20 protein-coding genes are annotated in these 24,482 nt (G+C 53.2%); 10 read left to right on the top strand and 10 right to left on the bottom strand.

Translation table 11 applies throughout. The features are described 5' to 3' along the window. Positions 1 to 54 precede the first annotated feature (54 nt). The 9 genes from VMF88_03350 to VMF88_03310 form a co-directional block, all read right to left on the bottom strand. Positions 55 to 597: an SPOR domain-containing protein gene (locus tag VMF88_03350; protein ID HTY10088.1), complete on the bottom strand. Its 543-nt coding sequence runs from the start codon at positions 595 to 597 to the stop codon at positions 55 to 57. Next, complete coding sequence (locus VMF88_03345; GenBank protein HTY10087.1) at positions 594 to 1,148, bottom strand: SPOR domain-containing protein; 555 nt, start codon at positions 1,146 to 1,148, stop codon at positions 594 to 596. Before VMF88_03345 ends, VMF88_03350 begins: the two co-directional genes overlap by 4 nt. Continuing rightward, complete coding sequence (gene deoC, locus VMF88_03340) at positions 1,145 to 1,801, bottom strand: deoxyribose-phosphate aldolase (protein HTY10086.1); 657 nt, start codon at positions 1,799 to 1,801, stop codon at positions 1,145 to 1,147. Before deoC ends, VMF88_03345 begins: the two co-directional genes overlap by 4 nt. 479 nt (positions 1,802 to 2,280) lie before the next feature. After that, positions 2,281 to 3,429, bottom strand: coding sequence for an alpha/beta hydrolase-fold protein (locus VMF88_03335; GenBank protein HTY10085.1), 1,149 nt, complete (start codon positions 3,427 to 3,429; stop codon positions 2,281 to 2,283). Positions 3,430 to 3,502: 73 nt separating this feature from the next. Further along, entirely contained in the window at positions 3,503 to 6,190 is a 2,688-nt protein-coding gene (locus VMF88_03330; GenBank protein HTY10084.1) for a valine--tRNA ligase, read from the bottom strand. 74 nt (positions 6,191 to 6,264) lie between these two features. After that, positions 6,265 to 6,777, bottom strand: a complete 513-nt coding sequence (locus VMF88_03325) for a cyclic nucleotide-binding domain-containing protein (GenBank protein ID HTY10083.1) — start codon at positions 6,775 to 6,777, stop codon at positions 6,265 to 6,267. Between the two features lie 13 nt (positions 6,778 to 6,790). Further along, positions 6,791 to 7,975 carry an ion channel gene (locus VMF88_03320; GenBank protein ID HTY10082.1) on the bottom strand — a complete coding sequence of 395 codons (1,185 nt, stop codon included), beginning with the start codon at positions 7,973 to 7,975 and terminating at the stop codon, positions 6,791 to 6,793. Further along, positions 7,972 to 10,278, bottom strand: a complete 2,307-nt coding sequence (locus tag VMF88_03315) for a peptidoglycan DD-metalloendopeptidase family protein (protein ID HTY10081.1) — start codon at positions 10,276 to 10,278, stop codon at positions 7,972 to 7,974. Before VMF88_03315 ends, VMF88_03320 begins: the two co-directional genes overlap by 4 nt. A 21-nt stretch (positions 10,279 to 10,299) precedes the next feature. Further along, complete coding sequence (locus tag VMF88_03310) at positions 10,300 to 10,962, bottom strand: fumarylacetoacetate hydrolase family protein (GenBank protein HTY10080.1); 663 nt, start codon at positions 10,960 to 10,962, stop codon at positions 10,300 to 10,302. Between the two features lie 181 nt (positions 10,963 to 11,143). Between VMF88_03310 and purM the strand changes: the two genes are divergently transcribed. Continuing rightward, positions 11,144 to 12,145 (top strand): phosphoribosylformylglycinamidine cyclo-ligase, encoded by a 1,002-nt coding sequence (gene purM, locus VMF88_03305; GenBank protein HTY10079.1) that lies wholly within the window; start codon positions 11,144 to 11,146, stop codon positions 12,143 to 12,145. A gap of 74 nt (positions 12,146 to 12,219) precedes the next feature. Continuing rightward, positions 12,220 to 14,028 (top strand): GAF domain-containing sensor histidine kinase, encoded by a 1,809-nt coding sequence (locus VMF88_03300; GenBank protein ID HTY10078.1) that lies wholly within the window; start codon positions 12,220 to 12,222, stop codon positions 14,026 to 14,028. Between the two features lie 16 nt (positions 14,029 to 14,044). Here the strand turns inward: VMF88_03300 and VMF88_03295 are convergent, their stop codons facing one another. Beyond that, the gene (locus VMF88_03295; protein HTY10077.1) at positions 14,045 to 14,386 is read right to left on the bottom strand and encodes a hypothetical protein; all 342 of its coding nucleotides are present in this window, start codon (positions 14,384 to 14,386) and stop codon (positions 14,045 to 14,047) included. 129 nt (positions 14,387 to 14,515) lie between these two features. Between VMF88_03295 and efp the strand changes: the two genes are divergently transcribed. The 8 genes from efp (at position 14,516) to VMF88_03255 (ending at position 24,435) form a co-directional block, all read left to right on the top strand. Further along, positions 14,516 to 15,079: an elongation factor P gene (gene efp, locus VMF88_03290; GenBank protein ID HTY10076.1), complete on the top strand. Its 564-nt coding sequence runs from the start codon at positions 14,516 to 14,518 to the stop codon at positions 15,077 to 15,079. A gap of 41 nt (positions 15,080 to 15,120) precedes the next feature. Next, positions 15,121 to 15,579, top strand: coding sequence for an acetyl-CoA carboxylase biotin carboxyl carrier protein (gene accB / locus VMF88_03285; GenBank protein HTY10075.1), 459 nt, complete (start codon positions 15,121 to 15,123; stop codon positions 15,577 to 15,579). 78 nt (positions 15,580 to 15,657) lie between these two features. After that, on the top strand, positions 15,658 to 16,992 hold the full coding sequence (gene accC / locus VMF88_03280; protein HTY10074.1) for an acetyl-CoA carboxylase biotin carboxylase subunit: 1,335 nt from the start codon (positions 15,658 to 15,660) through the stop codon (positions 16,990 to 16,992). Positions 16,993 to 17,025: 33 nt separating this feature from the next. Then, the gene (gene gcvH / locus VMF88_03275) at positions 17,026 to 17,406 is read left to right on the top strand and encodes a glycine cleavage system protein GcvH (protein ID HTY10073.1); all 381 of its coding nucleotides are present in this window, start codon (positions 17,026 to 17,028) and stop codon (positions 17,404 to 17,406) included. A gap of 160 nt (positions 17,407 to 17,566) precedes the next feature. Beyond that, complete coding sequence (gene era, locus VMF88_03270; GenBank protein ID HTY10072.1) at positions 17,567 to 18,475, top strand: GTPase Era; 909 nt, start codon at positions 17,567 to 17,569, stop codon at positions 18,473 to 18,475. A gap of 53 nt (positions 18,476 to 18,528) precedes the next feature. After that, complete coding sequence (locus VMF88_03265; GenBank protein ID HTY10071.1) at positions 18,529 to 19,809, top strand: DUF1015 domain-containing protein; 1,281 nt, start codon at positions 18,529 to 18,531, stop codon at positions 19,807 to 19,809. Next, positions 19,810 to 20,724 (top strand): EamA family transporter, encoded by a 915-nt coding sequence (locus VMF88_03260; GenBank protein HTY10070.1) that lies wholly within the window; start codon positions 19,810 to 19,812, stop codon positions 20,722 to 20,724. Positions 20,725 to 20,931: 207 nt separating this feature from the next. Continuing rightward, positions 20,932 to 24,435, top strand: coding sequence for a T9SS type A sorting domain-containing protein (locus tag VMF88_03255; protein ID HTY10069.1), 3,504 nt, complete (start codon positions 20,932 to 20,934; stop codon positions 24,433 to 24,435). Positions 24,436 to 24,482: the final 47 nt, after the last annotated feature.

Here is a 24,482-nt window from a genome sequence, read left to right as displayed (position 1 = left end):
TCCGTCGTTTGATGAACATGCTCTGGTGCGGTATGACTGTTGATCGGTCAGCGGTTAGTTTTTATCCGTCGATGTGCTGTCGGCTTGGGATGGCGGTTTTGCACGGGGGTTTGCGAGTACGCGGTCGGGAACAACCCAGGCTCCTTTGTACCCTTTCTCGATAAAACCGTCCACGGCAAGGTTGGCGTCTGCGCGGTTCGTATAGTCTCCGACGCGCACTTTGTACGTCGGCGCATCGTAGACCATATAGACCCATTGGGCAGGAAGGTCGATATTGAGCGCGTTGCGGACCGAAACGGCCTCGTCGTAATTGTTCGATGCGAATACCTGGATCCGGTAACCCTGGACGGTCTCCGGTTCCGCGACGGTGAACGTCTCGACGGGAACATCGACGATCGGCCGGGGCTGATTTTCTTTTTTGTGCACAAGCACGATGTCGGAATCGTATTCGGACGGCTTGAACGATCTTTCGAACGTGCTCAGCTTTTCTTTACGGGGAGGCGCTGCCGTGTCGGGGCCCGATTGAGCGAAAGCGACCCCCGGACTAAAAGCGGCGACGATCGTGGCTGCGCAGAACAGAAAAACTCCCCGGGTCATCGCCTCATCTCCGCAACCCACGCGTCCTTGTATTCTTTCGGGCGGTCCTTTTGAATGGATTTCAAGAATTTCAGCGCTTCGTTGAGTCTCGCAAAATTTCCGATCGTGACCCGGTACATTTTTATCGGCTTGTCAAAGAACTGATAGACGGGCTTTTTGTACCGCTGCTGAGCGGATTTTTTTGATCTGTCGGCATTGCTTAAGACCTTGAACGCGCCGACCTGCACACTGTAGTATTTCTTTTTCGTCGAACCGCGCGACGGCGGCTTCGTATGATTCGCGCTCTGCCCGTGGGTAACGACTTCTGCTTCGATCGTATCTTCCTGAGTGACAAACCCTTGCTGGTTTCCCGCCGAGGATGACCTTTGATTGCGCCCTGATTTCTGCGATGGAGTCAGCTGGCTTTGATAAGAAGTGCTATCGGGGAGAGCAGTCGCGCCGCCTTGCGATGAGCTGGACGAGGAACATCCCTCCGTGCCCCAGAATACGACCATTCCTGCAAGCACCGACGCGAGGAGAAATTTGAGCGGCAATTGAGCGACCTTATTCAATAGCCCCCTCCCGCGGTCGTAGCTCCGCCGGCAATTGCAACGCTGGCGCTTGCTCCGATTCTATCCGCGCCGCTGGCAACGAGCTTCAAAGCATCCTCCCGGCTTCTGACTCCCCCCGAAGCTTTCACCCCCATCGCACTTCCGACAACAAAACGCATTAACGCGATATCCCCCGTCGTGGCGCCTCCTTTTGAAAAGCCGGTCGATGTTTTCACGAAATCGGCTCCCGCTCGCTTCGCCAGCATGCATGCTTTAATTTTTTCCTCGTCCGTCAATAACCCTGTTTCGATGATCACCTTCGTCAGCACCCGGTACCGCCGTGCGGTGCTCACCACCGCGAAAATGTCGCTTTCTACATATTCATAATCGCCGGATTTTAGTCTTCCGACATTGATCACCATATCAACTTCATTCGCTCCGTCCCGGATCGCGCGTTCTGTCTCGAACGCCTTGCTTTCTGACGACGTCGCCCCAAGGGGGAATCCGATGACGGTGCACACCTTAACATCGGTGTCTTTCAGGAGCTTGGCACAAAGCGGGACGTATGACGGATTGATGCAGACGCTTGCAAAATGAAATTTTTTCGCCTCGGCGGTCAATTTTTCGATCTGCTCGACCGTTGCTTCCGGCTTGAGCAACGTGTGATCGATCATCCGCGCGAGATCGGACTCTACACCTCCCGCAGCATCCACACCGACGCCGGCGGTCACACGCGTTGCGCCGCTTGAGACGATGTTCTTTACGCCATCCTTGTTATGGACAACGCATAAACCGTCGGTGCATATGCCGTCCTTACAGCACATATGCGCAAGGCCTTTGTCCTTCAAAACGTCTTCAACGATCTGAGAGATAAGTTGTTGCCGATTCATGGAATGAGTGGCTTCGTTTCTGGAGATTTCAACGTAGGGCGCGTTGCTTCGAATTCATAGATGCCTAACGTTGCGTCCGACATCCGGAAAGGAATGTCTCTGACTACTGTGCATAGTTCAGGATGAGAACATCGTTGTTAATATAGGAGAAATTGGGAAATTAACAACACCGGAGTGAGACGAAGATCACGGAGAAGATCCGCGGTCATTCGCTCGTGAAAACAGCCTATTTTGCGCGCCCAAAAATAACTCGACCGGAAAGTTCATTGTTGAAGATTGTCCGGAACGGCATGAGGATAGAACGTTTTCAAAAGTATGTCGAGATGGGCACGCCAATTCCCCCAGCTGTGTCCTTGGTGATATTCCGCATATGAAACAGCATACCCCTTCTGGAGAAGCAGGCGATGGAAATCGCGATTCAGTTCCAGAAGTCGAAATTCAGGAGTCGCGATGTCGTATGTACCGACGTCGAGGTAAAATTTGGTCGAAATTCTTTTGCGGTTTTGGATCGGCGAACGAATGAGGTCGGTAATGGTCCCGGATTGACTTCCGGACAGGCCGAAGATTTTTGGATAATTCGTCCCGAGATACAGGGCGATATGCCCTCCATCTGATGCTCCCATCGTTCCTCGTTCGGACGGGCGGGGATCCGTGCTATACACGGAATCGATGTATGGGACCAATTCCTTCACCATCAAGTTTGCAAATTGCGATATTTTTCCCAGCCGGTATTCGCCTTCCCGGTCTTTTCCCGACGGAACGAAGACCGCGATTATCGGCCGGATCTGTTGAGCGGCGATCAGATTGTCGAGGACGTTTGCCATTGACGCGCGGGATAGATAATCAGGGCCGTCGTGGACATAGAGCGTTGGATATCGTCGAGGGGATGCATTGTAACCGGCCGGTAGGTATACGGTGATCTTCCGGGTATCCCCAGTGGATCTGCTTGCGAAGGAAGTCGTTGAGAGCATCCCGTGGGGGATCGCGGCGTTATAAATGATCGATGCGGGCTGATGGAAGGAAGGCATCGCCAGCTCTGAATTCTCCCCGAATCCGCTGCCGACGATGTTCGAATTCAATGGGTCAAGAATCCACATTCCATCTTTGATGAACTTGTAATCGATGCGGGCGTCGGGTTCAAATTTCTTTCCGAGATAGTACAGATCCGTTGAGGGGATATGGATCATTGGCTCGCCGTGTGCCGACCACTGCAGATGATCTCCCGTTACGGTGATCGCCGAATCCACCGTCCCATAGTACACAAAGTACGCCATTGAATCGGCGGTGACGGGGAAGCCTTTCGATTTTTGAGCGATCACAAAGCTGTCGACAATGGAAGTGCGGTTGGGAGGGACTTCAGTCTCGATACGACGAATGAGCGCAGCAAACTCACCGGCTGGCCGTGAGTTCACGCTGGAAACTAAGGCCAAGTGAAAGCAAAAAACCAATGCTGCTGTTGTAATGAGACGCACGCAGCCGTCCTTGTCAATTCTTTAATTGATCCAGGTTCGCTTTGAGTTTTACAAGTGTCCGCTCGAAATTTTCCTGCTTGTCTTTTTCCTTTTGAATGACATCGCCGGGAGCCTTGCCGGCAAAATTTGGGTTGTCTAATTTTGCCAGAACGGTTTTTAGCTGCCCCTCCAATCGGGCAATTTCCTTTTCTAACCGGGACCGTTCGACGGCAATGTCGATCAGTCCTTCCAGGGGAACGAAGACGTCCTGTCCCTGAACGACGGAACTCGCGGAATAACCGGGCTTTGAGAGGTTGGTGCCGAGAGTCAGCGATCTGACCTTTGCCATCCGTTCGAGCGACGGGCGGTTCGATTCCAAGACGCCGAGCTTGGCCGTATCGCCGCAATTCACGACAAGGGGAACTTCCTTCGTGGGGGGCAGGTTCATCTCGCTTCGAATTGTTCGAACGGCGCTGATGACATTCTGGAGGAATTCCATTTCACCATCGATGCCCGGATTGATAAGGGCTTCGTCCGCCGCCGGCCATGCTGCTTGCATAATACTCTCGCCGCCTTTGCGTTCGGCGAGATGTTGCCAGATCTCCTCCGTCACGAAGGGCATGAAGGGGTGAAGGAGCTTCAGCGTTTCTTCGTACAAGCGGATGGCGCGGTTGACGATCGCCCGTTTCATGTTGACGTCGCTCGTCTCGGCGATCCTGTTTTTCGCGAACTCGACGTACCAGTCGCAGAAGTCATGCCACATAAAGTCGTAGAGCAATTTTGCCGCTTCGTTCACGCGAAGATTTTCCAGCGCAGCCGTCGTCTCTTTGACTGTCGCATTGAATCGCGAGACGATCCACGCATCCGACAAATCGCTGGAAGGCGTTGCGCCGACGATCGGAATCTCGGCGGCCGCTTCCGCGGCGACGGCGTCCCGGTTCATGAGCAGAAATCTTCCCGCATTCCAGATCTTGTTGGCAAAATTTCTCCCCATCTCGCACTTCTCGTTCGAATAGAGAACATCCTGTCCGATCGGCGCAAGATAGAGGACGGTAAACCGGAGTGCGTCGGCTCCGTAGGTCGCGATCACGTCGAGCGGATCGGGGGAATTGCCGAGGGACTTGCTCATCTTCCGTCCCTGCATGTCCCTGATGATGCTCGTGAAGTAAACATGCTTGAACGGAATTGTTCCCCTGAATTCCAACCCCGCCATGATCATCCTGGCGACCCAGAAGAAGATGATATCTGGAGCCGTGACGAGGGTGTCGGTCGGATAGAAATATTTTACATCCTCGTTCTCATTCGGCCAGTCAAAAACAGAGAAGGGCCAGAGCCACGACGAAAACCACGTGTCGAGAACATCATCGTCCTGCTTTAAGTGCTCGATTCCATACGGTGAATTTTCGGCCTTAAGTTTTTGTCCCGCCTCTTCAGCATTCCGCGCCACGATCATCGTTCCGTCGGGAAGATAATAAACGGGAATTCTATGGCCCCACCAGAGCTGGCGTGAGATGCACCAATCGCGGATGTTCGTCATCCAGTGCTCGTAGACCTTTGTCCAGCGATCCGGATAGAATTTTATTTCTCCGTTCATGACCACCTCTAGCGCTTTTTGGGCTAACGGCGCCATGCGCACAAACCACTGGTCGGAGAGGTACGGTTCAATGACCGTATCGCAGCGGTAGCAGTGTCCGACACTGTGGGTGTGGTTCTCAATTTTTTCCAACAACCCCCTCTTTTCCAGCTCGCGGACGAGTTCTTTCCGGCATTCGTACCGGTCCAGTCCGCGGTACTTGTTCGGGACGCGTTCGTTCATCTTCCCCGACGTATCCATGACGATCAATTTTTCGAGCCCGTGCCGTTCGCCGATCTGGTAATCATTCGGGTCGTGTGCCGGAGTCACTTTCACGGCTCCCGTGCCGAACGCCGCATCGACAAAATCGTCGGCGATGATCGGGATCAAACGCTCTGCGATCGGCAGCAGGACTTTTTTCCCGATAAGAATTTTGTAGCGGTCGTCTTTTGGGTTGACGGCCACGGCGGTGTCGCCGAGCATCGTTTCGGGGCGCGTGGTCGCCACCGTGATGAATTCCTTTGAGCCCTCGATCGGGTATTTAATGTGCCAAAGATGTCCGTTGCTTTCGGAGAAGTTCACCTCGTCGTCGCTCAGTGCGGTATGGTCTTTTGGACACCAATTGACGATATATTTTCCTTTATAGATCAATCCTTTTTCGTACAACCTGACAAAGACCTCCTGGACGGCGTTCGACAGGCCCGGATCCATAGTGAAGCGCTCTCGTTCCCAGTCACAGGATGTCCCGAGCTTTCGGAGCTGTTTAATGATCATGCCGCCGTAGAGCTCTTTCCATTGCCAGACACGCTGGACAAATTGTTCGCGGCCCAATTCACGGCGGGAGATTCCTTCTTTCAGAAGAGATCGTTCCACGACGTGCTGTGTTGCGATGCCGGCATGGTCGGTGCCCGGAACCCAGCATGCCTCATATCCTTCCATGCGCCGCCATCGGATGAAGACATCCTGCAGCGCATTGTTGAGCACATGTCCCATGGTCAGCATGCCCGTGACGTTGGGCGGCGGAATGACGATCGTGTACGGCTTCTTGCCGCTCTTGGGAACGGCATGGAAAAAGCCGTTCGATTCCCAGTACTGATACCATTTGTCTTCGACTTCTTGCGGAGTATACGATTTCGGAAGTTCTTGCATTGTCGCTCTGGTCGTGAGAAAAATTATTGAATGACAGACGCGGGAACCAAGGGCGGTACGCGCGGATAAGGAAGTTATCGTTCCAGGGCCAGGCTCAAAGCCGTCGTCAGTTTGAGGACATCTTTCGTCGTTTTATCGAGCCTGTTGCTGATGATTGTCACGATGTTCTTGAGGACGTAATATCCGATTTCATGGTCGGATTCCGTGAGCCTGAAAAAATCGGCCTGGGCAATTTCAGCAATGGTGCATTTTGTCCTTGCGATGACGCTCGCCGAGCGCTCGGCTGTCGTGTCGAAAAGCGTCATCTCGCCGAAAAAGGCATGATCGTCGCCGGTCAGTTTGATGAGCGATTTGTCCCGCTGGTCCATGCCGCGGCCGGCCACCTTCAACAGGAGCGATTTGGAAACCTCCACTTCGCCCTCCAGAAGGATGAACATTTCGGTCCCTTGCGTTCCTTCCTTGATGATGATGGTCCCGGCCTCGACGGTTTTCTCTTTAATGACCTGCTTCACCCGCTCCAGCTTGTCGTCGGAAAGGCCGACAAAAATCGGAATTTTCTTCAGGTAGCCAATGTCGATCTTTTTCATTCGGTCGTCGTTTCTACGTCTTGTCGATGTCGAGGGTGCCGATGATGACGGCCAGGTCCTTCCGCTGGATCTGATAATCGAGCGGAGGGTTCACTTCGACTTTCATTCCCATCCGTTCGGCAACGCTGATTCCCGCCTCCTTGAATTTCCGTTCGATGAACGTATCCACGGCGGACATGTCGTGCGAAAGGATGTCGCGGAGGCTGACGGTTTCTTCCTCGGTGACAATGCCGATGAGCGTCCAATTTTTTGTCCGTTTGAAGTGGAGGAGCAGCTCCTCAAATGTTTTCTCGACAAAGGCCTCCGGGATTCTCACCCGATGAATATCGTTGCCGTGCTCATAATCGAGGAGCTCCGCGGCGACCTGGGACGCGCCGGGAGAGAGGATCTGATTCGCCAGGAAGAATCCGACATGCTGGTCGCTGACGATCACATCGTCGGCGTTCGCCCGCTTGATGTGCTGGTAATTCTCGCGGTTGGCGATATGGGCGAATACTTTCAACTTTGGATTGATCGATTTCATCGTCAGGAGCGAAAGGAGCGTTTTCTCGTCGGACATCTGTCCCGACTGCGACGTCACGTCCGGCACGATGATCGCCGACTCGGCTCCTTTGATATTTGCCCTGTGCAGGACAGGCTCGCGCGAATAATCTCCGCGCACGAATTTGATGTCGAGGTTCGGGTATGCTTCACCGACGACCTCCATCAGCTCGGGCTGCGCTTCGTTCGCCAGAACGATTTTCATTGCCGCAGCAGTTTTGCTGTAGCGGTTGAGAATGCGGAGGATTTCCTCGACGTGAGGGTTCCACCCGCAGATCAACGTGTGGCCGGAAAAATCAATGTCCTGCAATCCTTGGCTCTCCTTAATCTTTCGCGCGACGAACACGGACGACACCGTCGCGGTGAATAGTGAAATGAGTATCAGACCGCTTACGATGGTGATGGCCCCGATAATCCTGCCGGCCGTCGTGACCGGTACTTTATCGCCGTAGCCGACCGTGGAGATCGTAACGATCGACCACCAGAGAGCATCGCCGTAGGTCTGGAATTGGCGGGCGTTCGCAGCGCGCTCCGCCAGCAGAACAAAGAGCGATGTCGAGAGAACCGCGGCAACGATCACGACGATCAGCTGGGCAAGCTGATTTTTTCTCAATAGCTTGACGGCTTGAGCGGCCGCCAGCGAAAGCTCCCTTGTCATCGGTATACGGTCAGCGTTTTTGCAAGATGAGCAGCGTTGCCGGCGCGGTCTTTGACTTCGATGTCCACCGTGTACTGTCCCCGCGGAAGCGGATCGAAGGGAATATAGTACACGATTCTTTTTTCCGGGTCATACTCCGGAATGATCCGGTCGCCGTTCAGGAATGCATTGATTCCACCGTCGTCAATTCCTGAAAGATTGTCCCGCACGTGGAACGAAAAGATCGGCCGCCCCTTGGCGTTGAAGGAAGATGTCCGCCACCGGCTGATCACAGGCGGCCGGTCGTCCCGCAGCACCGCGAAGGTCCCGAGCGTATGCGCCTCGTGCAGCTCCAGCGTGTGCGCGAGACGGTTCCGTTCCGCAGTCAAGAACCTCCAGCCTCCGCCGTCGCTGACATAGAGGCCGGCCTTTTCGTCTGATTCGTACTCCTCCGGATATTTCATTGTCGCTTTGATCGAACCGTGCAGCATAACGTCGCCGGGCTGGACGTCGTACTGCGTCTCGCTCAGTTTTTCAATCGTGGGATGAAGAGGAGCGAAGACAGCCCCTTTTTCAAAGGTTACGCTAAAATTGCCGTCGCCCGACCGTATGGTCCCTTCGCGGTCTGACGAGATCGTGTTCAGCACAAAAGAATCAAACGCTTCGGCCCGTTTTCCGGCAGATTCGTAGAACGCTTTCAGGTAGACGATCCCCTGCAGTGTCGACGAAAGTCTATAGACCCCGGTGTATTCATTACAGTCCACGGCACGGAGGGGAATTGATGAGACGGAGTTCTCCTGCTGCACCTGCAGCGAGGGCGTTTCGCTGAACGGCCCCTGAGATTGAAGATCGACCTTCAGGAATGACCCGTCGACGTCAGCGGAAATCTCAGCGGATTCCGAAACGGACGGTCGTGTAAGAAAGAAGTAAGCGGGGAACGATCGCGTCCCCCAAATATTTTTCGCAACCATCCTGACAATATCCGCCCCTTGAAGGCGGGCGGGGAGCGTTAAGGAATCGTTCTTCCAATCCAGACCGTAAGCATCGTAATCCTCGACGGTCCATCGCCTCGATGAAAATGTTTTGGTGCCTATCTCAACCGTCGAGACATTTCTTCTGTTCGGAATCAACGCTGTCACCGCCGTCGCCGTCGCTCTGAAGTTCTCCACGTCGGGGGGATGATTCAGAACAAACGTGCCGGTAAGTTCGGAGGAATTCCCGGAGTAATCTGAAGCGATCACTTTGAAGTCGTGCCGCCCCTCGGAGAAGTTTTTTAACGCAACGACGCCGTCGAACTTATTCCTGCGGTTATAGAACGGAAGCGTGTTCCCTTCATCGACGTATAATTTTTGGAATCGTCCTCTTCCTTCTTTTAAAAGAGCCCAGTCAAAATCGATTCCTATTTGGCGGGTTTCGTCCTCGGGAAAACGATTCCTCTGCGACGTGAAGATCGTCGTCCCGTCGACCTGGAATTCAAACTCGTACACGCTCGAATGGTACCGCGTATTGTTGACCCTGTCCACGGCATCGATGGAAAAGCCGAGCGAACCGGTTCCCCGGATGACTTCGGGAACTGAGAACGAGGACCTTCCGTGAGCTCGGGCGCGGTACACTTTCGGAGAAAATTCATAATCGACGAAAGAATGCTCGTCCATCGGAGTGACGGCGAGCCGGCGTATGATCGGCGGCTCCGTATCGGTGAACCTCCTGATGTTCGGGAAAAGAAGGGGATTGACCGGATTGAAGTCCTCGTCGCGGATCTCGAAGTGCAGATGGGCATCCCCCGTTCCGCTTTCGCCGCTGTATGCGATGACCTCGCCTTTCCGGACCGGATAATCTCCGGGCTGGAATTTCATCTCGACAGAGAATTTCTCCTTTTTCAATTGTTCGTCCCGGACCGCCCGCTCGAGGTCATGCTGAAATGCGCTGAGATGGGCATAGGCCGTGTAAAATCCGTCAGGATGGCGCACGACAAGATACCGTCCGTACCCGTAGGGAGAAACTTCAACACGCGAAACGTATCCGTCCCTCGAAGCGTAGACTTCCAGCCCGATTCTGTTGCCCGTGCCGATGTCGATTCCGGCGTGAAAATGCGAGGAACGAAATTCTGCAAATGACGAAGTAATTTTAGGCCGCGCATCGATCGGCCAGGCGTAATCTTCGATGTCCGTTCTGATGGAATCGAACGGCGCATAGAACGATTCCACCGACGACGCGTTCAATGCTTCGCTGTCAGCCGCCGGCCGGTATGAGAAACTCAGCAGCGACAACGTCACAGCCGTACCAGTGACAGCAAGTGAATATTTTTTGGGCAAATGAATCAACTCACAGGCTCCGTCGAATTCCTAACCTGAAATAACCGCATGCTGAAGCTTTCCAACTCCCGGGATTTCAGCTTCGATGAGATCTCCGGCCACGACCTTTCCCACGCCTTCCGGAGTCCCGGTATAAATAACATCCCCTTCTTCAAGGGTGAAGATCGTCGACAGAAAAGCAATGACGAAATCTATTTTGTAGATCATGTTCGACGTGTTGGAATGCTGCCGCTCTTTCCCGTTGACGCTCAATCTTATCTCCAGATCATCCGGGTTTTCCACGCTTTCCTTCGGGACGAACGGAGAAAGCGCAGCAGATGTGTCAAACCCTTTGGCGACTGACCATGGATTCCCTTCCGCTTTGGCTTCTTTCTGCCGGTCGCGCATCGTCATGTCCAAACCGACGCCGTATCCTGCGACACAGTCAAAAGCTTTTGACTGTGGTATATTTTTCCCCCGGGCACCGAGCAGAATCGTCAGCTCGACTTCATGCTGGACATCGTTCGACATTTTGGGCAAAACGATAGATTCGCCGTTTTCGATGATCGCCGTTGACGGCTTCAGAAAAATAATCGGCGAGGCAGGGGAAGATGAACCCATCTCCTTAGCATGTTTTGCGTAATTCTGGCCGAGGCAAAGAATTTTTCCCACCGCAAGCCTTTTTTGGGCGGGAAGCAATACTACTGATTTCATCAACGGTTGATGGTAATGGTAAGCACCTAAAAATATAGTCAAGAGGTGAGACTTTATCAAGCGAGTGTTGAAGTAAAGCACCATAAGGCGGTGCAAAGACGACAGAGAATTCTTGAAAAATCTGTTTTAATTTTCGGAAAAATTTTCTACATTAGTGTGCTGGAAATACTAAAGGGTACCATTGGCGCAAACGTATAAAAAAGCTGGCGTTAATATCGCGGCGGGTGAAGAGGTTGTTGAGAGGATCAAGCGTAACCTTAGGTCTACATTTAACAAGAATGTCTTGGCCGACATTGGATCATTCGGAGCTTTCTACAGAGCATCTTTTCCAGGCCTAAAGGACCCAGTGCTCGTATCGAGCGTTGACGGCGTTGGGACGAAACTGAAGATCGCGATCGAGATGAAGCGGTTCGACACGGTCGGTCAGGATTTGGTGAATCATTGCGTCAACGACATTGCGGTGTGCGGAGCACGCCCCCTTTATTTCATGGATTATTTTGCCGCCGGGAGACTTTCACCGATCGTCGCTGAAAAAGTGATTTCCGGGTTTGTCAAAGCGTGCAAAGAAAACTCCTGCTCGATCATCGGGGGAGAAACAGCCGAGATGCCGGGAATCTATAAGGAAGCGGATTTTGACATTGCCGGAACGATCGTCGGCGTCGCAGAGAAAAAACGGATAGTCGACGGAAAAAAAATAAAGGCGGGAGACGTATTGATCGGACTTCCATCGACGGGGCTTCACACGAACGGCTTTTCGCTTGCCCGCAAGGTCCTTACGCCAAAGCATTCGCTATATCAATTTCATAAAGAACTGAACGGCTCTCTCGGCGATGCGCTGCTTGCCGTTCACCGCTCATATCTTTCACCGATCAGGTTGCTGCTGGCGAAAGGGGTGGTCAAAGGCATGTCCCATATCACAGGAGGCGGGATTGTCGGTAACACGATGCGGGTGATACCGAAGGGTCTCCAGCTTGCGGTCGATTGGGAGGCATGGAAGCGTCCTGCGATATTCTCGATGATTCAAGCAAGCGGAAACGTGCCCGAAGGCGATATGCGGCGAACGTTCAATCTCGGCATAGGATTGATATTCATCGTAGCACGGCGGAATGCGGAAGAAGCGCTTCACGCGCTGACGGCGCAAAAAGAAAAGCCGGTGTTGATGGGTCAAGTGGTTAAAAAATAAATAACACGGAACAGAAGGGAAGATTGAAGTAAGCGCGATAACTGGGGGCGAAGACGAAGAATGTGAAAGGATAAATGGTTAAAGAAATGGCCTCCGATTGGCAGTCTTCAAATAATTTAGAATTGCCAAAAGAAGAGTTGCGAATCAGGCTTCTTGAAGCCCAAAGTTTCTCGAAGAAGATCAGCACCCTCAATGAAATTTCGTTAAAGATCGATGAGACGACTTCCCGGGAGGGAATTATCGAGGTCCTTCGCGCTGAGCTTTCATGGCTCATCGAAGGCGAATGCATATTTATGTGTCTCCTCAATCGGGCAAAATCGCATTACAGCGTCAACACATTGAGCCGCGTTGCCGATGCGCTCGATATCAATCACGAATTGTTTGCTGTGGATGCGGGGATGCCGGGCTGGACGATCCAGAACAAGGCAGGAATATTTGTTGACATTGAATCGGCCCCCGCCTTCACCCCCGCGCTTGAAGGAAAGTTCGTCGAGGTTGGGATCAAATCACTGCTTATTGTCCCCCTGCGCACAAGCACAGAAGTGATCGGTTCGATCGGATTCGGGTGTGCTAAAGCAGGTGCGTATAACCAGCCCGATATGTGGCTCGCCCAATTGCTCAGCTTCCACGTTGCAATGGCGTTGCGTCATACGGCGATGTTTGACAACGCCCAGAAGCGGCTCGCTCAAATTGAGCTCGTCAACCGCATTGCAGGGCGCCTGACGTCGACGCTCGACCTCGACCGGATGCTGGAATTCGCCGCCGATGCAATACAAAAGAACTTTTCCTACTTCGACGTCACGATCTTTCTGACAGATCAGGAAACGAAGGATCAGGTCCTCGTCGCCCATTCGGGGAATTATGTCGATTTTCTCCCCCATGGCTACCGCCAAAAATCCGGGTACGGCATTGTCGGCTGGGTTGGAATGTACGGCGAAAAGATCCTGGCCAACGACGTCTCCACCGACAACCGGTACCTTTCCTTCGCCTACCATAATACGAATTCGGAGCTCGCGATCCCGATCAAAGTCGGGACGGAAGTGGTCGGCGTCCTGAACATCGAAGATACCAAGCTTCACGCGTTCGATGAAACGGACGTGATGGTCCTGGGGACATTGTGCGACCAGCTGGGAAGCGCGATTCACAACGCAACGCTCTATAATGAGATCAAGGAGTCGAACAGGAAATTGCTGGAGCTCGACAAACTAAAATCGGATTTCGTCGGCATCGTCTCGCACGATTTTCGGACGCCTCTCTCGAGCATCATGCTTGCGGCGAAATCCCTCATCAAAAAAGATTTCGTTGCGGCCAACCAGCACTTCAAGGAGTACCTCGGCATCATCATCGACCAGGCGACGAAGCTGAGCCAGCTCGCCGAAGACACGCTCACCATTACAAAGATGGAATCCGGGCAGCTCAGTTACTATTTCAAGCTGGTGAATATTGAGGCGCTCGTCAAAGAGGCCGTTTCAATGGTGAAGTTTTCAAACAGGCATCAGCTTCAGTACAATATTGAACTCGATGCATCGTTCGTGAAAGGGGATCAAAGCAAACTACGGCAGGTGCTGTTGAATCTGGTGTCGAACGCGGTGAAATATTCTCCCCGAGGCGGCATGATTGAAATTTCGGTGGTGAACCACGGCAGCGAAGAAATCTTGCTGACCGTCAGAGACACCGGCATCGGCATTCCCGAAAATCAAATGGAGCGCCTCTTCCAGAAGTTCTCCCGCGTCGATTCCGCCGAGGTGAGCAACATCAAAGGTTCCGGCTTAGGGCTGTGGATCAGCAGGGAAATTATCAAGGCTCACGGAGGAAAAATCTGGGTTGAAAGCGAGGTCGGGGTGGGGAGCTCGTTCATGTTCACCCTGAAGAAAGGGAACTAAGCGGCAATGCCGACGGTCAATGCTGCTGCACCCGCGCGGCTTTGATGCTGTCGAGAAGGATGAGGGACTTTGTAAGAAATTCTTTCCACGCCAGATCGTCGTGTGAAATGTCGGCGATCTCCTTCTGAAAATCTTCTTCGTGTATTTTTCTCGCTGAAAAGAAATCCGCAACGTCACGCCGGTAGAGCGAATCGGGTGTTGAACCGACGATTTTTTCCTTTTCGTGCAATGCGAGCAGCTCCGCATAGGTGCGCGCCGTCTCGGGAGAAAATTTTTTTGATGCAGGTGTGCCGCATCCGGCGAGGATGATAAGAACGAAGGGAAAAATGGAAAGCAGTCGATCGATTGTGGTACGCACGCCGGGGGTTCCTTCTTGACTTTCGATGCCAATCTGACTATATTTTTGCCGCTAAAATACGGAAACCGCGTCCATTTTACAAATTTTTCAGCTAATTTTCATTTCTTGTTTGAGAAGCTAGGGTAAAGTATGGCAACAACTTCTGATTTGAAGGTAGGCACTTTTTTACGGTTCAACGGCGAGCTTCATGTTCTTGAGGAATATCAGCACCGGACGCCCGGTAATCTGCGGGCATTCTACCAGGCGAAAATGCGCAATGTTCGTAACGGCAGGATCATGGAAAATCGCTTCCGCTCGGGCGAGGAAGTGGAGATTGTCCGCGTCGAACACAAGCAGTACCAATATCTGTTCAACGACGGGCAGAGCTATCACTTTATGGACCAGGAAACCTACGAGCAGATTCCGATCGACGAAAAAATTCTCGGCGGAGGAGCGCGGTTCTTGAAGGAAGGGGTCACGGTTGAAGTGATGTTTGATGGCGCCGATCCTGTAGGAGCGGAGCTCCCGTTCAACGTTGAATTGAAAGTGATTGAAACGGTCCCCGGCGTCCGCGGCGATACCGCCAACCCTGGTACAAAGCCGGCCAAAGTCGAGACCGGGGCGACAGTCAATGTTCCTCTTTTTATCAGCGAAGGTGAAGTGATACGCGTCGACACCCGCACGGGACAGTATCTGGACCGTGTGAAGCAGTAGGTTGCTGTCAACCCATCCATCACGATCACGACGGAGCCATAATGGATCTGGCATTTGTTAAGGAAGTTCTCAAGCTGGTTGAGGAGAGCAGCGTCAACGAAATAGAGCTGGAAGAAGAGGGCATTCGGGTGAGGATCACGAAGAGCGCCGGCAATGTGGGCGTTCTTCAGCAGATGCCTCAGCCGGTTGTTCCACAACAATTTCCGGCACCGGCCGCTCCGCCGCCGCCCCCTGAGCCTGCTCCGGCAGCAGACAAGAAATATCACGAAGTCAAATCTCCGATCGTCGGGACGTTCTACCGCGCGCCGGCTCCCGACGCCTCCAATTACGTCGAAGTGGGGCAGCAAGTACAGGAGGGAACAGTGCTCTGCATCGTCGAGGCTATGAAGCTGATGAACGAGATCGAATCCGACGGCACAGGAAGAATTGCGAAGATTTGCGTCGAGAACGGCAAACCGGTCGAATATAACCAGGTGCTTTTCCTCATCGAAACCGCCTGACGTGTATCCCGCTTGATCCTATTCACGGTGTACAGCTACTTTCTTTCAAAAGCCCTTTGGTGATTTCCGAACATGCGATTGTTTAAAAAAATTCTCATCGCGAACAGGGGCGAAATTGCGCTCCGCGTCATTCGCGCTTGCCGTGAGATGGGCATCTCAACGGTCGCGGTGTTCTCCGAAGCGGATCGGGAATCACTTCACGTGAGATTTGCCGACGAAGCCATCTGCATCGGTCCTCCTCCGAGCAGAGAAAGCTATCTCAACATCCCGCGCATCCTTGCCGCAGCGGAAGTGACCAACGCGGACGCCATCCACCCGGGATACGGGTTCCTCGCGGAGAACGCGCAGTTCTCGGAGATCTGTTTGACCTCGGGTCTGCAGTTCATCGGGCCGAAGCCGGAAATGATCACTGCGATGGGGGATAAATCGCTTGCCAAAGATACAATGAAAAAAGCAGGGGTCCCCGTCGTTCCCGGAAGCGACGGAGTGGTGAAGGACATTGAACAGGCAAAAAAGCTTGCGCATGAGATCGGTATGCCGGTCATTATCAAGGCATCGGCTGGCGGCGGCGGAAGAGGGATGCGTATTGTGCGCACGGAGGCCGACGTTGAAAACGCGTTTCAGACGGCACGCCACGAAGCGGAATCCGCCTTCGGCAACCCCGACGTCTACATGGAAAAATATCTTGAGGAGCCGCGTCATGTCGAAATTCAGGTGCTGGGGGATTCGCACGGCAACGTCATGCATCTCGGCGAACGCGACTGTTCCGTCCAGCGCCGCCACCAAAAGCTCATCGAAGAATCTCCCTCCCCCGCGGTCAATGCCGAGCTGCGCGAGAAAATGGGGGCCGCCGCCGTTAAGGGGGCCAAGAGTGTGAAGTACCTCGGCGCGGGAACGATCGAGTTCCTTCTCGACAAGACGGGAAATTTTTATTTTATGGAAATGAACACGAGGATCCAGGTCGAGCATCCGGTCACGGAATATGTTACGGGAATCGACCTGATCAAAGCCCAGATCGAGGTCGCCGCCGGGAAGAAGCTGAGCAGCAAAAAAGTCAAGTTCCAGGGGCATGCGATCGAATGCCGCATCAACGCTGAGGACCCCGATCATGATTTCCGTCCGTCTCCCGGCAGGATCACCAGCCTCCATTTTGGGGGCGGGCCTGGGATTCGGATCGATTCGCATATTTATGCCGGCTATCAGATCCCCCCTTATTATGATTCGCTCGTTGCCAAGTTGATTGTGCATGCCAATACGCGCGACGAAGCGATTACAAAAATGGAATACGCTCTTGAGGAATGTATCATCGAGGGGATCCATACGACGATACCATTCCAGCAGAAAGTTATGAAGAACGATAAATTCCGCAGCGGCATCTTCGATACAAAATTTATAGAAACGTTCGCAGCATAGGTCGTTCAGCGGAAGTGAGAAAGAAAGGCCGATATGAATTTTCCTGAAAAGCTAAAGTATACGAAAGACCACGAATGGATCCGCGTAGAAGGGGATGCCGGATTCATCGGTATCACCGAATATGCCCAGGGAGAATTGGGCGACATCGTTTTTGTCGAGCTCCCCGCCGTAGGGAAGAAAGTAGAGCACAGCCAGGCATTTGGGACCGTCGAGGCGGTGAAGGCAGTTTCGGATCTTTTCTCACCCGTTACCGGCGAGGTGCTCGAAGTGAACAAGAAGATTCACGATTCTCCCGAATTAGTGAATAAAGACCCGTACGAACAGGGATGGATGATCAAAGTGAAGATTGAGAAACCTGCCGAACTCGACCAATTGCTGGATGTCGAGGCCTACAAGAAATTGATAGCGAAATAATTTTTCGGCAACAACCCGTTGGAAATTTTGCTCGGCAGAGCATGATGTTCCCGGCGTCCCTCTTCTGTCTTCAATCATCTCCAACCCCTGATTCCCCCCGTCGCCGTGAGACTCCTTTCCGTTGAAACTCCCCCCGGTTTTGAGTACATTGTCTTACTGAATGGAATCGACGAAGTACAAAGCAGGATACGTCGCCTTGGTCGGCGAACCGAACGTCGGCAAGTCGACGCTGATGAACTCTCTGCTGGGGCAAAAGATCTCCATTGTCACCAATAAACCCCAGACGACGCGGCATAAGATCCTTGGGATTTTATCCGGCGATCATTATCAGATCGTTTTTCTCGATACGCCGGGGATCATCGCCCCGAAATATCGGCTCCAGGAAGTGATGATGGACTATTCGACCTCGGCGCTCGTGGAGGCCGACGTGGTTCTTCTGCTTGTGGACGCCGAGAAGATCAGAAAAGAGGCATTTTCGAGCGATGAGATTGCGTTCGAGAAGATTCGCGGCGCGAAAAAGAGGACCCTCCTGGCGATCAATAAGATCGACCGCATCGAAAAAGCGGAGCTCCTTCCGATGATCGCCGGTTTGAGCAAGGCGTTTCCGTTTGAAGAAATTCTCCTGATCTCCGCTCTTCGCAATGAAGGGACGGAAGAATTAACAACATCGCTCCTCCGGTACTTGCCCGATCACCCTCCGTTCTATCCGCCGGAGATGGTCAGCGCGGCTCCGGAGAGATTCTTCGTTGCAGAAATCATCCGGGAGAAGATTTTCGAGCTGTTTTCTCAGGAGATCCCGTATTCCACGACCGTTGATATCGTGGCATTCAACGAGCGGGAGAAGAAGAAAGACTTCATCAGCGCGGAAATATTTGTTGAGCGCCAGTCACAGAAGGGCATTCTTATCGGCAAGGGAGGGTCGGCGTTGAAGGCGGTCGGCGAGAAAGCCCGAAAGGATATCGAGGGGTTTTTGGGGCGCCCGGTCTTTCTCGAGCTTCATGTAAAGGTGCGGGAAAATTGGCGGGGAGAAGACGTGTGGCTGAAGCGGCTGGGGTATGAAGGAAAATGAAAAATGAAAAATTAAATATTGAAACAGTATCTCTATTCTAAAAACAAAAGCGTATGCCGATCATTAGACCATTCCGGGGAATCAGATACAATCAATCCGCAGTCAATATCAATACCGTCGTCGCGCCGCCGTACGATGTTATTTCGCCCGAGCAGCAGGATCAATTCTATGACATCGACCCGCATAACGTCGTGCGGTTGATCCTCGGCCGGGAAGAGGACAGGTATTCCTCCTCTGCGAAAGCGTTCGACGAGTGGCAGAGGAATGGCGTCCTCATGCGCGAGCCAGCGCCGGCCCTTTATCCTCTTGTCCAGACTTTTAGGACGGCCGCAGGGGCGGTGATCCAGCGAAAAGGATTTATTGCGCTATGCCATCTGGAAGAATTTGAAAAGGGGATCGTCCTCCCTCATGAAAAAACGCTCTCCAAGGCGAAGGAAGACAGGTTCAAGCTTTTTAAGGCGACGAACTCGAATTTCAGCCAAATCTTCAGCCTGTATTCCGATGCAGCGAAAAAAGTCGACGGCATTCTTGGTCGATCGCAGTCGACGCCGGCCGCTGTCGATGTGACGTTTGAAAATGTCCGGAACCAACTGTGGGTGATCAGCGACGCTGCGGCGATCGAAAACATCGCACGGGAAATGGAACCGAAGCAGGTACTCATCGCCGACGGCCATCATCGTTATGAAACGGCGCTCGCCTACCGCGACCTGATGAAATCCAATAATCCGAGACATAACGGGACAGAATTGTACAATTATGTGATGATGTTCTTCACCAACCTCGATGACGAAGGGCTCGTCATTTACCCGACACACCGGGTGATCCACAGCCTTCCCAAGTTCGATTGGAATGAATTTTCCTCCACGATCCAAGAATATTTTACGATGACTGAGTTTCCTTCCCGCGAGGCGATGGTCAGAACGCTGGGAGATCAGGCAAAATATGCCTACGGAATTATCGCGAAGGGACCGGCAAAGTTCTGGATCGCAACCGTAAAGAATGTTTCGGCTTTGAAGACGTTGATGCCGCCGAACTTGCCCGCTGAAGTGAAAGACCTCGACGTCGTTCTCCTCCATTCGTATTTCCTCGGCGGCGTCCTCGGCATTTCCGTCGAAGCACAGGAAAAGAAACTGAACATCCACTATCTCCAGAACGTTGAGGACTGCGAAAGCGAAGTGATGAAGGGAGTTGCGCAGGTTGCCTTCATCGTGAATCCGACGAAAATCGGACAGGTGCGCGCCGTCGCAAAAGCGGGACACACGATGCCGCAAAAATCGACGTTCTTTTATCCCAAGCTCCTTTCAGGGTTGGTGCTCAATAAGATGGCGGAGTAAATGAGCGAACGGTTCCGCGTTTATCTTGCGTACTTTTTAGTGTGCACCATCTGGGGTTCGACGTGGCTCGTCATTAAGATCGGACTCGAAACGATGACGCCGCTGCTGGCGGCGGGATGCCGTTTTTCCGTTGCTAGCGCACTCCTGTTTACCCTGATCAAAGTTCAAGGCGTCAAAATTCCGTTCGACAGGAGTGAGCAGATTTTTTACGTTGTCGTCGCGCTCACATCGTTCAGCGTGCCGTTTGCTCTGGTCTATTGGGGGGAACAATTCATACCCTCCGGTTTGACATCGATCGTTTTTTCGATCTACCCTTTCATGGTGGCGTTGTTTGCCTATCTCTTCCTTCCGAATGAGAAAATTACGGGGTGGAAGATCTCCGGAATAGTCCTTGGTTTCTTGGGCATCCTCACCATCTTCTCGAACGACGTTCACGTTTCGAATCCGAACGCCTCTTGGGGGATGGCAGCGATCCTTCTGAGCGCAATTCTGCAGGCGTATTCGGTCATCGTCATCAAGAAACACGGCCACGCCATTCACCCGTTCGTGATCACGTTCGTTCCGATGCTCATCGGGGCAGTGCTGCTCCTCGCGGCGAGCGCGGCGCTCGAGGAGTACTCAAAAGTTGCGTTCACGCCGAGTGCCATCCTTACAATTTTTTACCTTGGAATTTTCGGATCGGTGGCGACGTTCGTCAGCTATTTTTGGCTCCTCAAAAGAGTCGAAGCCGTCATCCTTTCGCTCACCTCGTTCATCACCCCTATCATTGCCGTGATCCTTGGCGTTGTGATCCTGGGGGAACCGTTCTCTGGCCGGACGTTTCTCGGCGCATCGTTTGTTCTCGGCGGGCTCGCGGTTTCTAACTACGCCGAGTTCGTGAAATATTTCATCCGGAACCGACAGTCCGCGGCGTGACGGCCGTTACCCGCCTGGTTGACATTCCCTCCATAAATAGCTATAATTTTTCATCGTCCCGTTGCCGGAAGAGGTCGATTCATTCTCCGCTTCTCATTTTGTTCTCAGATTGATAGGAGTTATTCTACGAAAAAGAACATCGCAATTGTTTCCATTCTTGCGGCCGTAGCGGCCTTTCTTTTTATACAGCGAACGGCGACGCATAAAATGTCTCGTGATAACGACGAGCCATTGGAATCTGCCGCCGGCGACCGGGACAATCCTGATGCGGCGTATCAATGGCGGTATGCGATCCTTGCAGGGAACCAGCGGAACGTCGACTTCCAGCAGAAGCGGCGCGAAGCCGTGACGTACACCGCCCAAAAAATGAAGAAGTCCGGCGCATTGCGAAAAACTTCAGCCGCTTCGTGGTCGGCTCTCGGCCCCGGCAATATCGGCGGAAGGGTCCGTTCGATCGTCATCAATCCGCAGAACAGCGCGGAAATCCTTATCGGCTCGGTTTCAGGGGGGATCTGGAAGACCACCGACGACGGAGCGACATGGACGCCCAGGTCGGATTCGCTCGACGTGATGGCGATCGGTTCGATGGTTGTCGATCCAACAAACGGCAATGTGGTCTACGCGGGTACGGGCGAAGGGTGGCTGAACGAAGATGCGGTGTACGGCGGCGGAATTTACAAAACGACCGACTTCGGCGACACATGGACGCTTCTCCCGAGTACGACCGGCGCCTCGGTCGAAGATTTTAGGGACGTCATGAAGATCACCGCAGATCCCGCCGGGAATATTTATGCCGCGACGAAGGATTATACCTATAAATACGGCGGAGGAGAATATACGCTCTCGGGAGGGCTGTTTATGTCGACCGACGGCGGAACTTCATGGGCAAAAATCAGTTCAACCGACCAGTCGACGAATTATTTCACGCCGGATGATGTCGTAGCGGTTTCTTCTTCGACCATTGTCTTTTCCGTGGAGTCCAACGGATTGACGCGGGGAGGCATTTATCGAACGACGAACGGCGGTGCGACCTGGTCGAAGGATACTCTCCATATGCCGTCGTCGAACTACGGAAGAATTGCAATGACGCAGGACCCGACTACCCCGAACACGCTGTATGCCGTATTCGAATCGCTCGACCTGTCCGCTTCCGGCGACGGCGGTCTGAAGGGAATATTCAAATCGACCGATGCCGGCGCAAGCTGGTCTCAGCTCACCTCTCCGCCGAAACTTCAATCAACCGGAGGCCTGTCGTACCTGAAAGACCAGGGGTGGTATGACAATGTCATCGCCGTCGACCCGAACAACTCCGACAATATTTACGTTGGCGGAATCGACCTCATGAAATCGACCAACGGAGGTTCGTCGTGGGCGCAAATCTCATACTGGGATCTATTTTACGGAGCCCCGTATGTTCATTGCGACCATCATGCCATTGTGTTCGATAAGAATAACCCTAACACGATCATAGAAGGGAACGACGGAGGAGTGTACCGAACGACGAACGGAGGTTCGACCTGGACGAACCTGAACAACGGACTCGCCATCACGCAATTTTACAGCGGTGCGGTCTTCGCCAGCGGGCCGACATATTATGGGGGGACGCAGGACAACGGTCATTTGAAATACAGCGGCAATGGGTCTGTCTGGATAGAAGCGGCAAGCGGCGACGGGGGTTACTCTGCACAGGATCAGACCAATAACTCCATCGCGTATGAAGAATACGTCAATCTTGCGATGGCAAAAACCACCGATGGAGGCGTTACATGGAACAACTGCACAACCGGGTTGAGTGATGCCAACGACCAGAATAAATCGCTCTTCATCGCTCCGTTCACCATGAATCCGGAAAATTCCGCCGTCCTTCTCGCCGGTTCCAACCGCGTATGGTTTACGAATAATTCGGCCGGGACGTGGACTGCCGCCAGCGGTGTGCTCTCATCTAACTATCACGTTAGCGCAGTGACGATCGTCAATGGAACCACAAACTATCTGGCCTTTGCCGGAACTACCAGCGGAAAGATCTTTCGATGCACCGATCTTAACCCTGCTGCTGGAGATTCATCGTGGCAGGAGATCACTCCTCCCGGAAACAACGGAGGGTGGGTACGACGGATCACCATCGACCCTGGAAACAAAAGCCGGCTGTTCGCCTGCTATGGCGGCTACAACACCAGCGGAACGCTCGCATCACGTCACATCTGGTATTCAACCGATCAGGGAGGAACTTGGTCGGACGTATCGCTGACGCTTCCCAACGTTCCCGTCCATTCTCTCGTGCTCGACCCGGATAATCCTTCAACCGTCTATTGTGGTACCGAAACGGGTGTCTATACGTCGATGGATAACGGGACCACATGGTCACCGTTCAATTCTGGAATGCCGTTGTATGTACCTACCGACGAGCTGGTCATTCAAAGCGGCACTAAAGCAATTTTTGCGTTTACACACGGACGCGGAGCTTTTTCGACCGCGCCATCATTGAACGTATCGCCCGGTTGGACGGGTCAAAATTCAGGCGTCAACACTGAGCTCTACACGGTGAAAGCCGTGAGCCAGTCGGTTGCCTGGGCAGCCGGGAGCGAGGGACAGGTTCTGGCGACGACCGACGGCGGAACGAACTGGAAACCGGCAGGTGGAGGACCGATCGGCAGCGCCGACATTTACACAGTGAGTGCCCTCGACGCGAACACTGCATTCGTTTCGTCGACACCGGACTCGATCACCTATATCTATAGAACGACAAACGGCGGTTCAACGTGGACGCAGGTCTACAGCCTTGTCGACGGATTTATCGACGGCATCAAAATGATCGATGCGAACAACGGCATCGCTGTCGGCGACCCGGTCGGTGGGAAATGGACGATCCTAAGAACCACGGATGGCGGCGCGACGTGGGGGCGCATCGCAACAGAGCCCGCCCAGGCGGGAGAAGAGGCCGGCTGGAATAACGCAGTGGCGGTCTTTGGAACATCGGATATCTGGTTTGGTACCAACGCGTCGAGTATCTATCATTCTACGGACGGCGGAGCATCGTGGTCGTCGGCTCAGGTCCCGTTCGGAAATTGCGTGAGCGTCAGCTTCAACAGTGCAGCGTATGGAGTTGCCGGTTCTGATTCAAACACCGCCGTCCGGACGACCGATGGGGGAAACACGTGGACGCCTATCTCCATTGGGGGAAGCGGATTTGTCGGGGGTGTGTCGGGGGCTGGAGTCGATTTCTATGCGGCAGAAGGGGGCTCCGTGTATCACAGTTCCGATCGCGGCGCAACATGGACCGCTTCCTTTACCGGATCGATCGGCAGTTTGAATCACTTGGATTTTGCGTCGAACGGTTCAAGCGCGTTCGGCTGGATCGTAAGCTCGAGCGGCGATATCGCGGCGTTCTCGGGGGCTCTCTCCGGAGTTGAAAGGACGGTGAGCACGGTTCCGTCGGAGTTTGTGCTGGGACAGAATTACCCCAATCCGTTCAACCCCTCTACAAAGATTGATTTTCAGATTCCGGCCCAGTCCCGCGTTCTTCTTGTTGTCTATAATTCATTGGGGGAGGAGGTAGCGACTCTGGTGGACAACTTCATGACGGCAGGAACCCATTCCGTCGAATGGAACGGCATGAACCGCTTCAACGCCTCAGCGGCAAGCGGCGTCTATTTCTACCGCCTGACTGCCGGGAAATTTGTCCAGACAAAAAAAATGCTGCTGGTAAAATAACTGTGTTTCACCCCACGGGTCGTCGGAGAAAGCTCCTTATGGACTTA

The organism is Bacteroidota bacterium (assembly GCA_035506275.1).
Lineage (GTDB): Bacteria > Bacteroidota > Ignavibacteria > UBA10030 > UBA8401 > JAGVPT01.
This window is presented reverse-complemented; position numbering and strand designations above follow the sequence as displayed.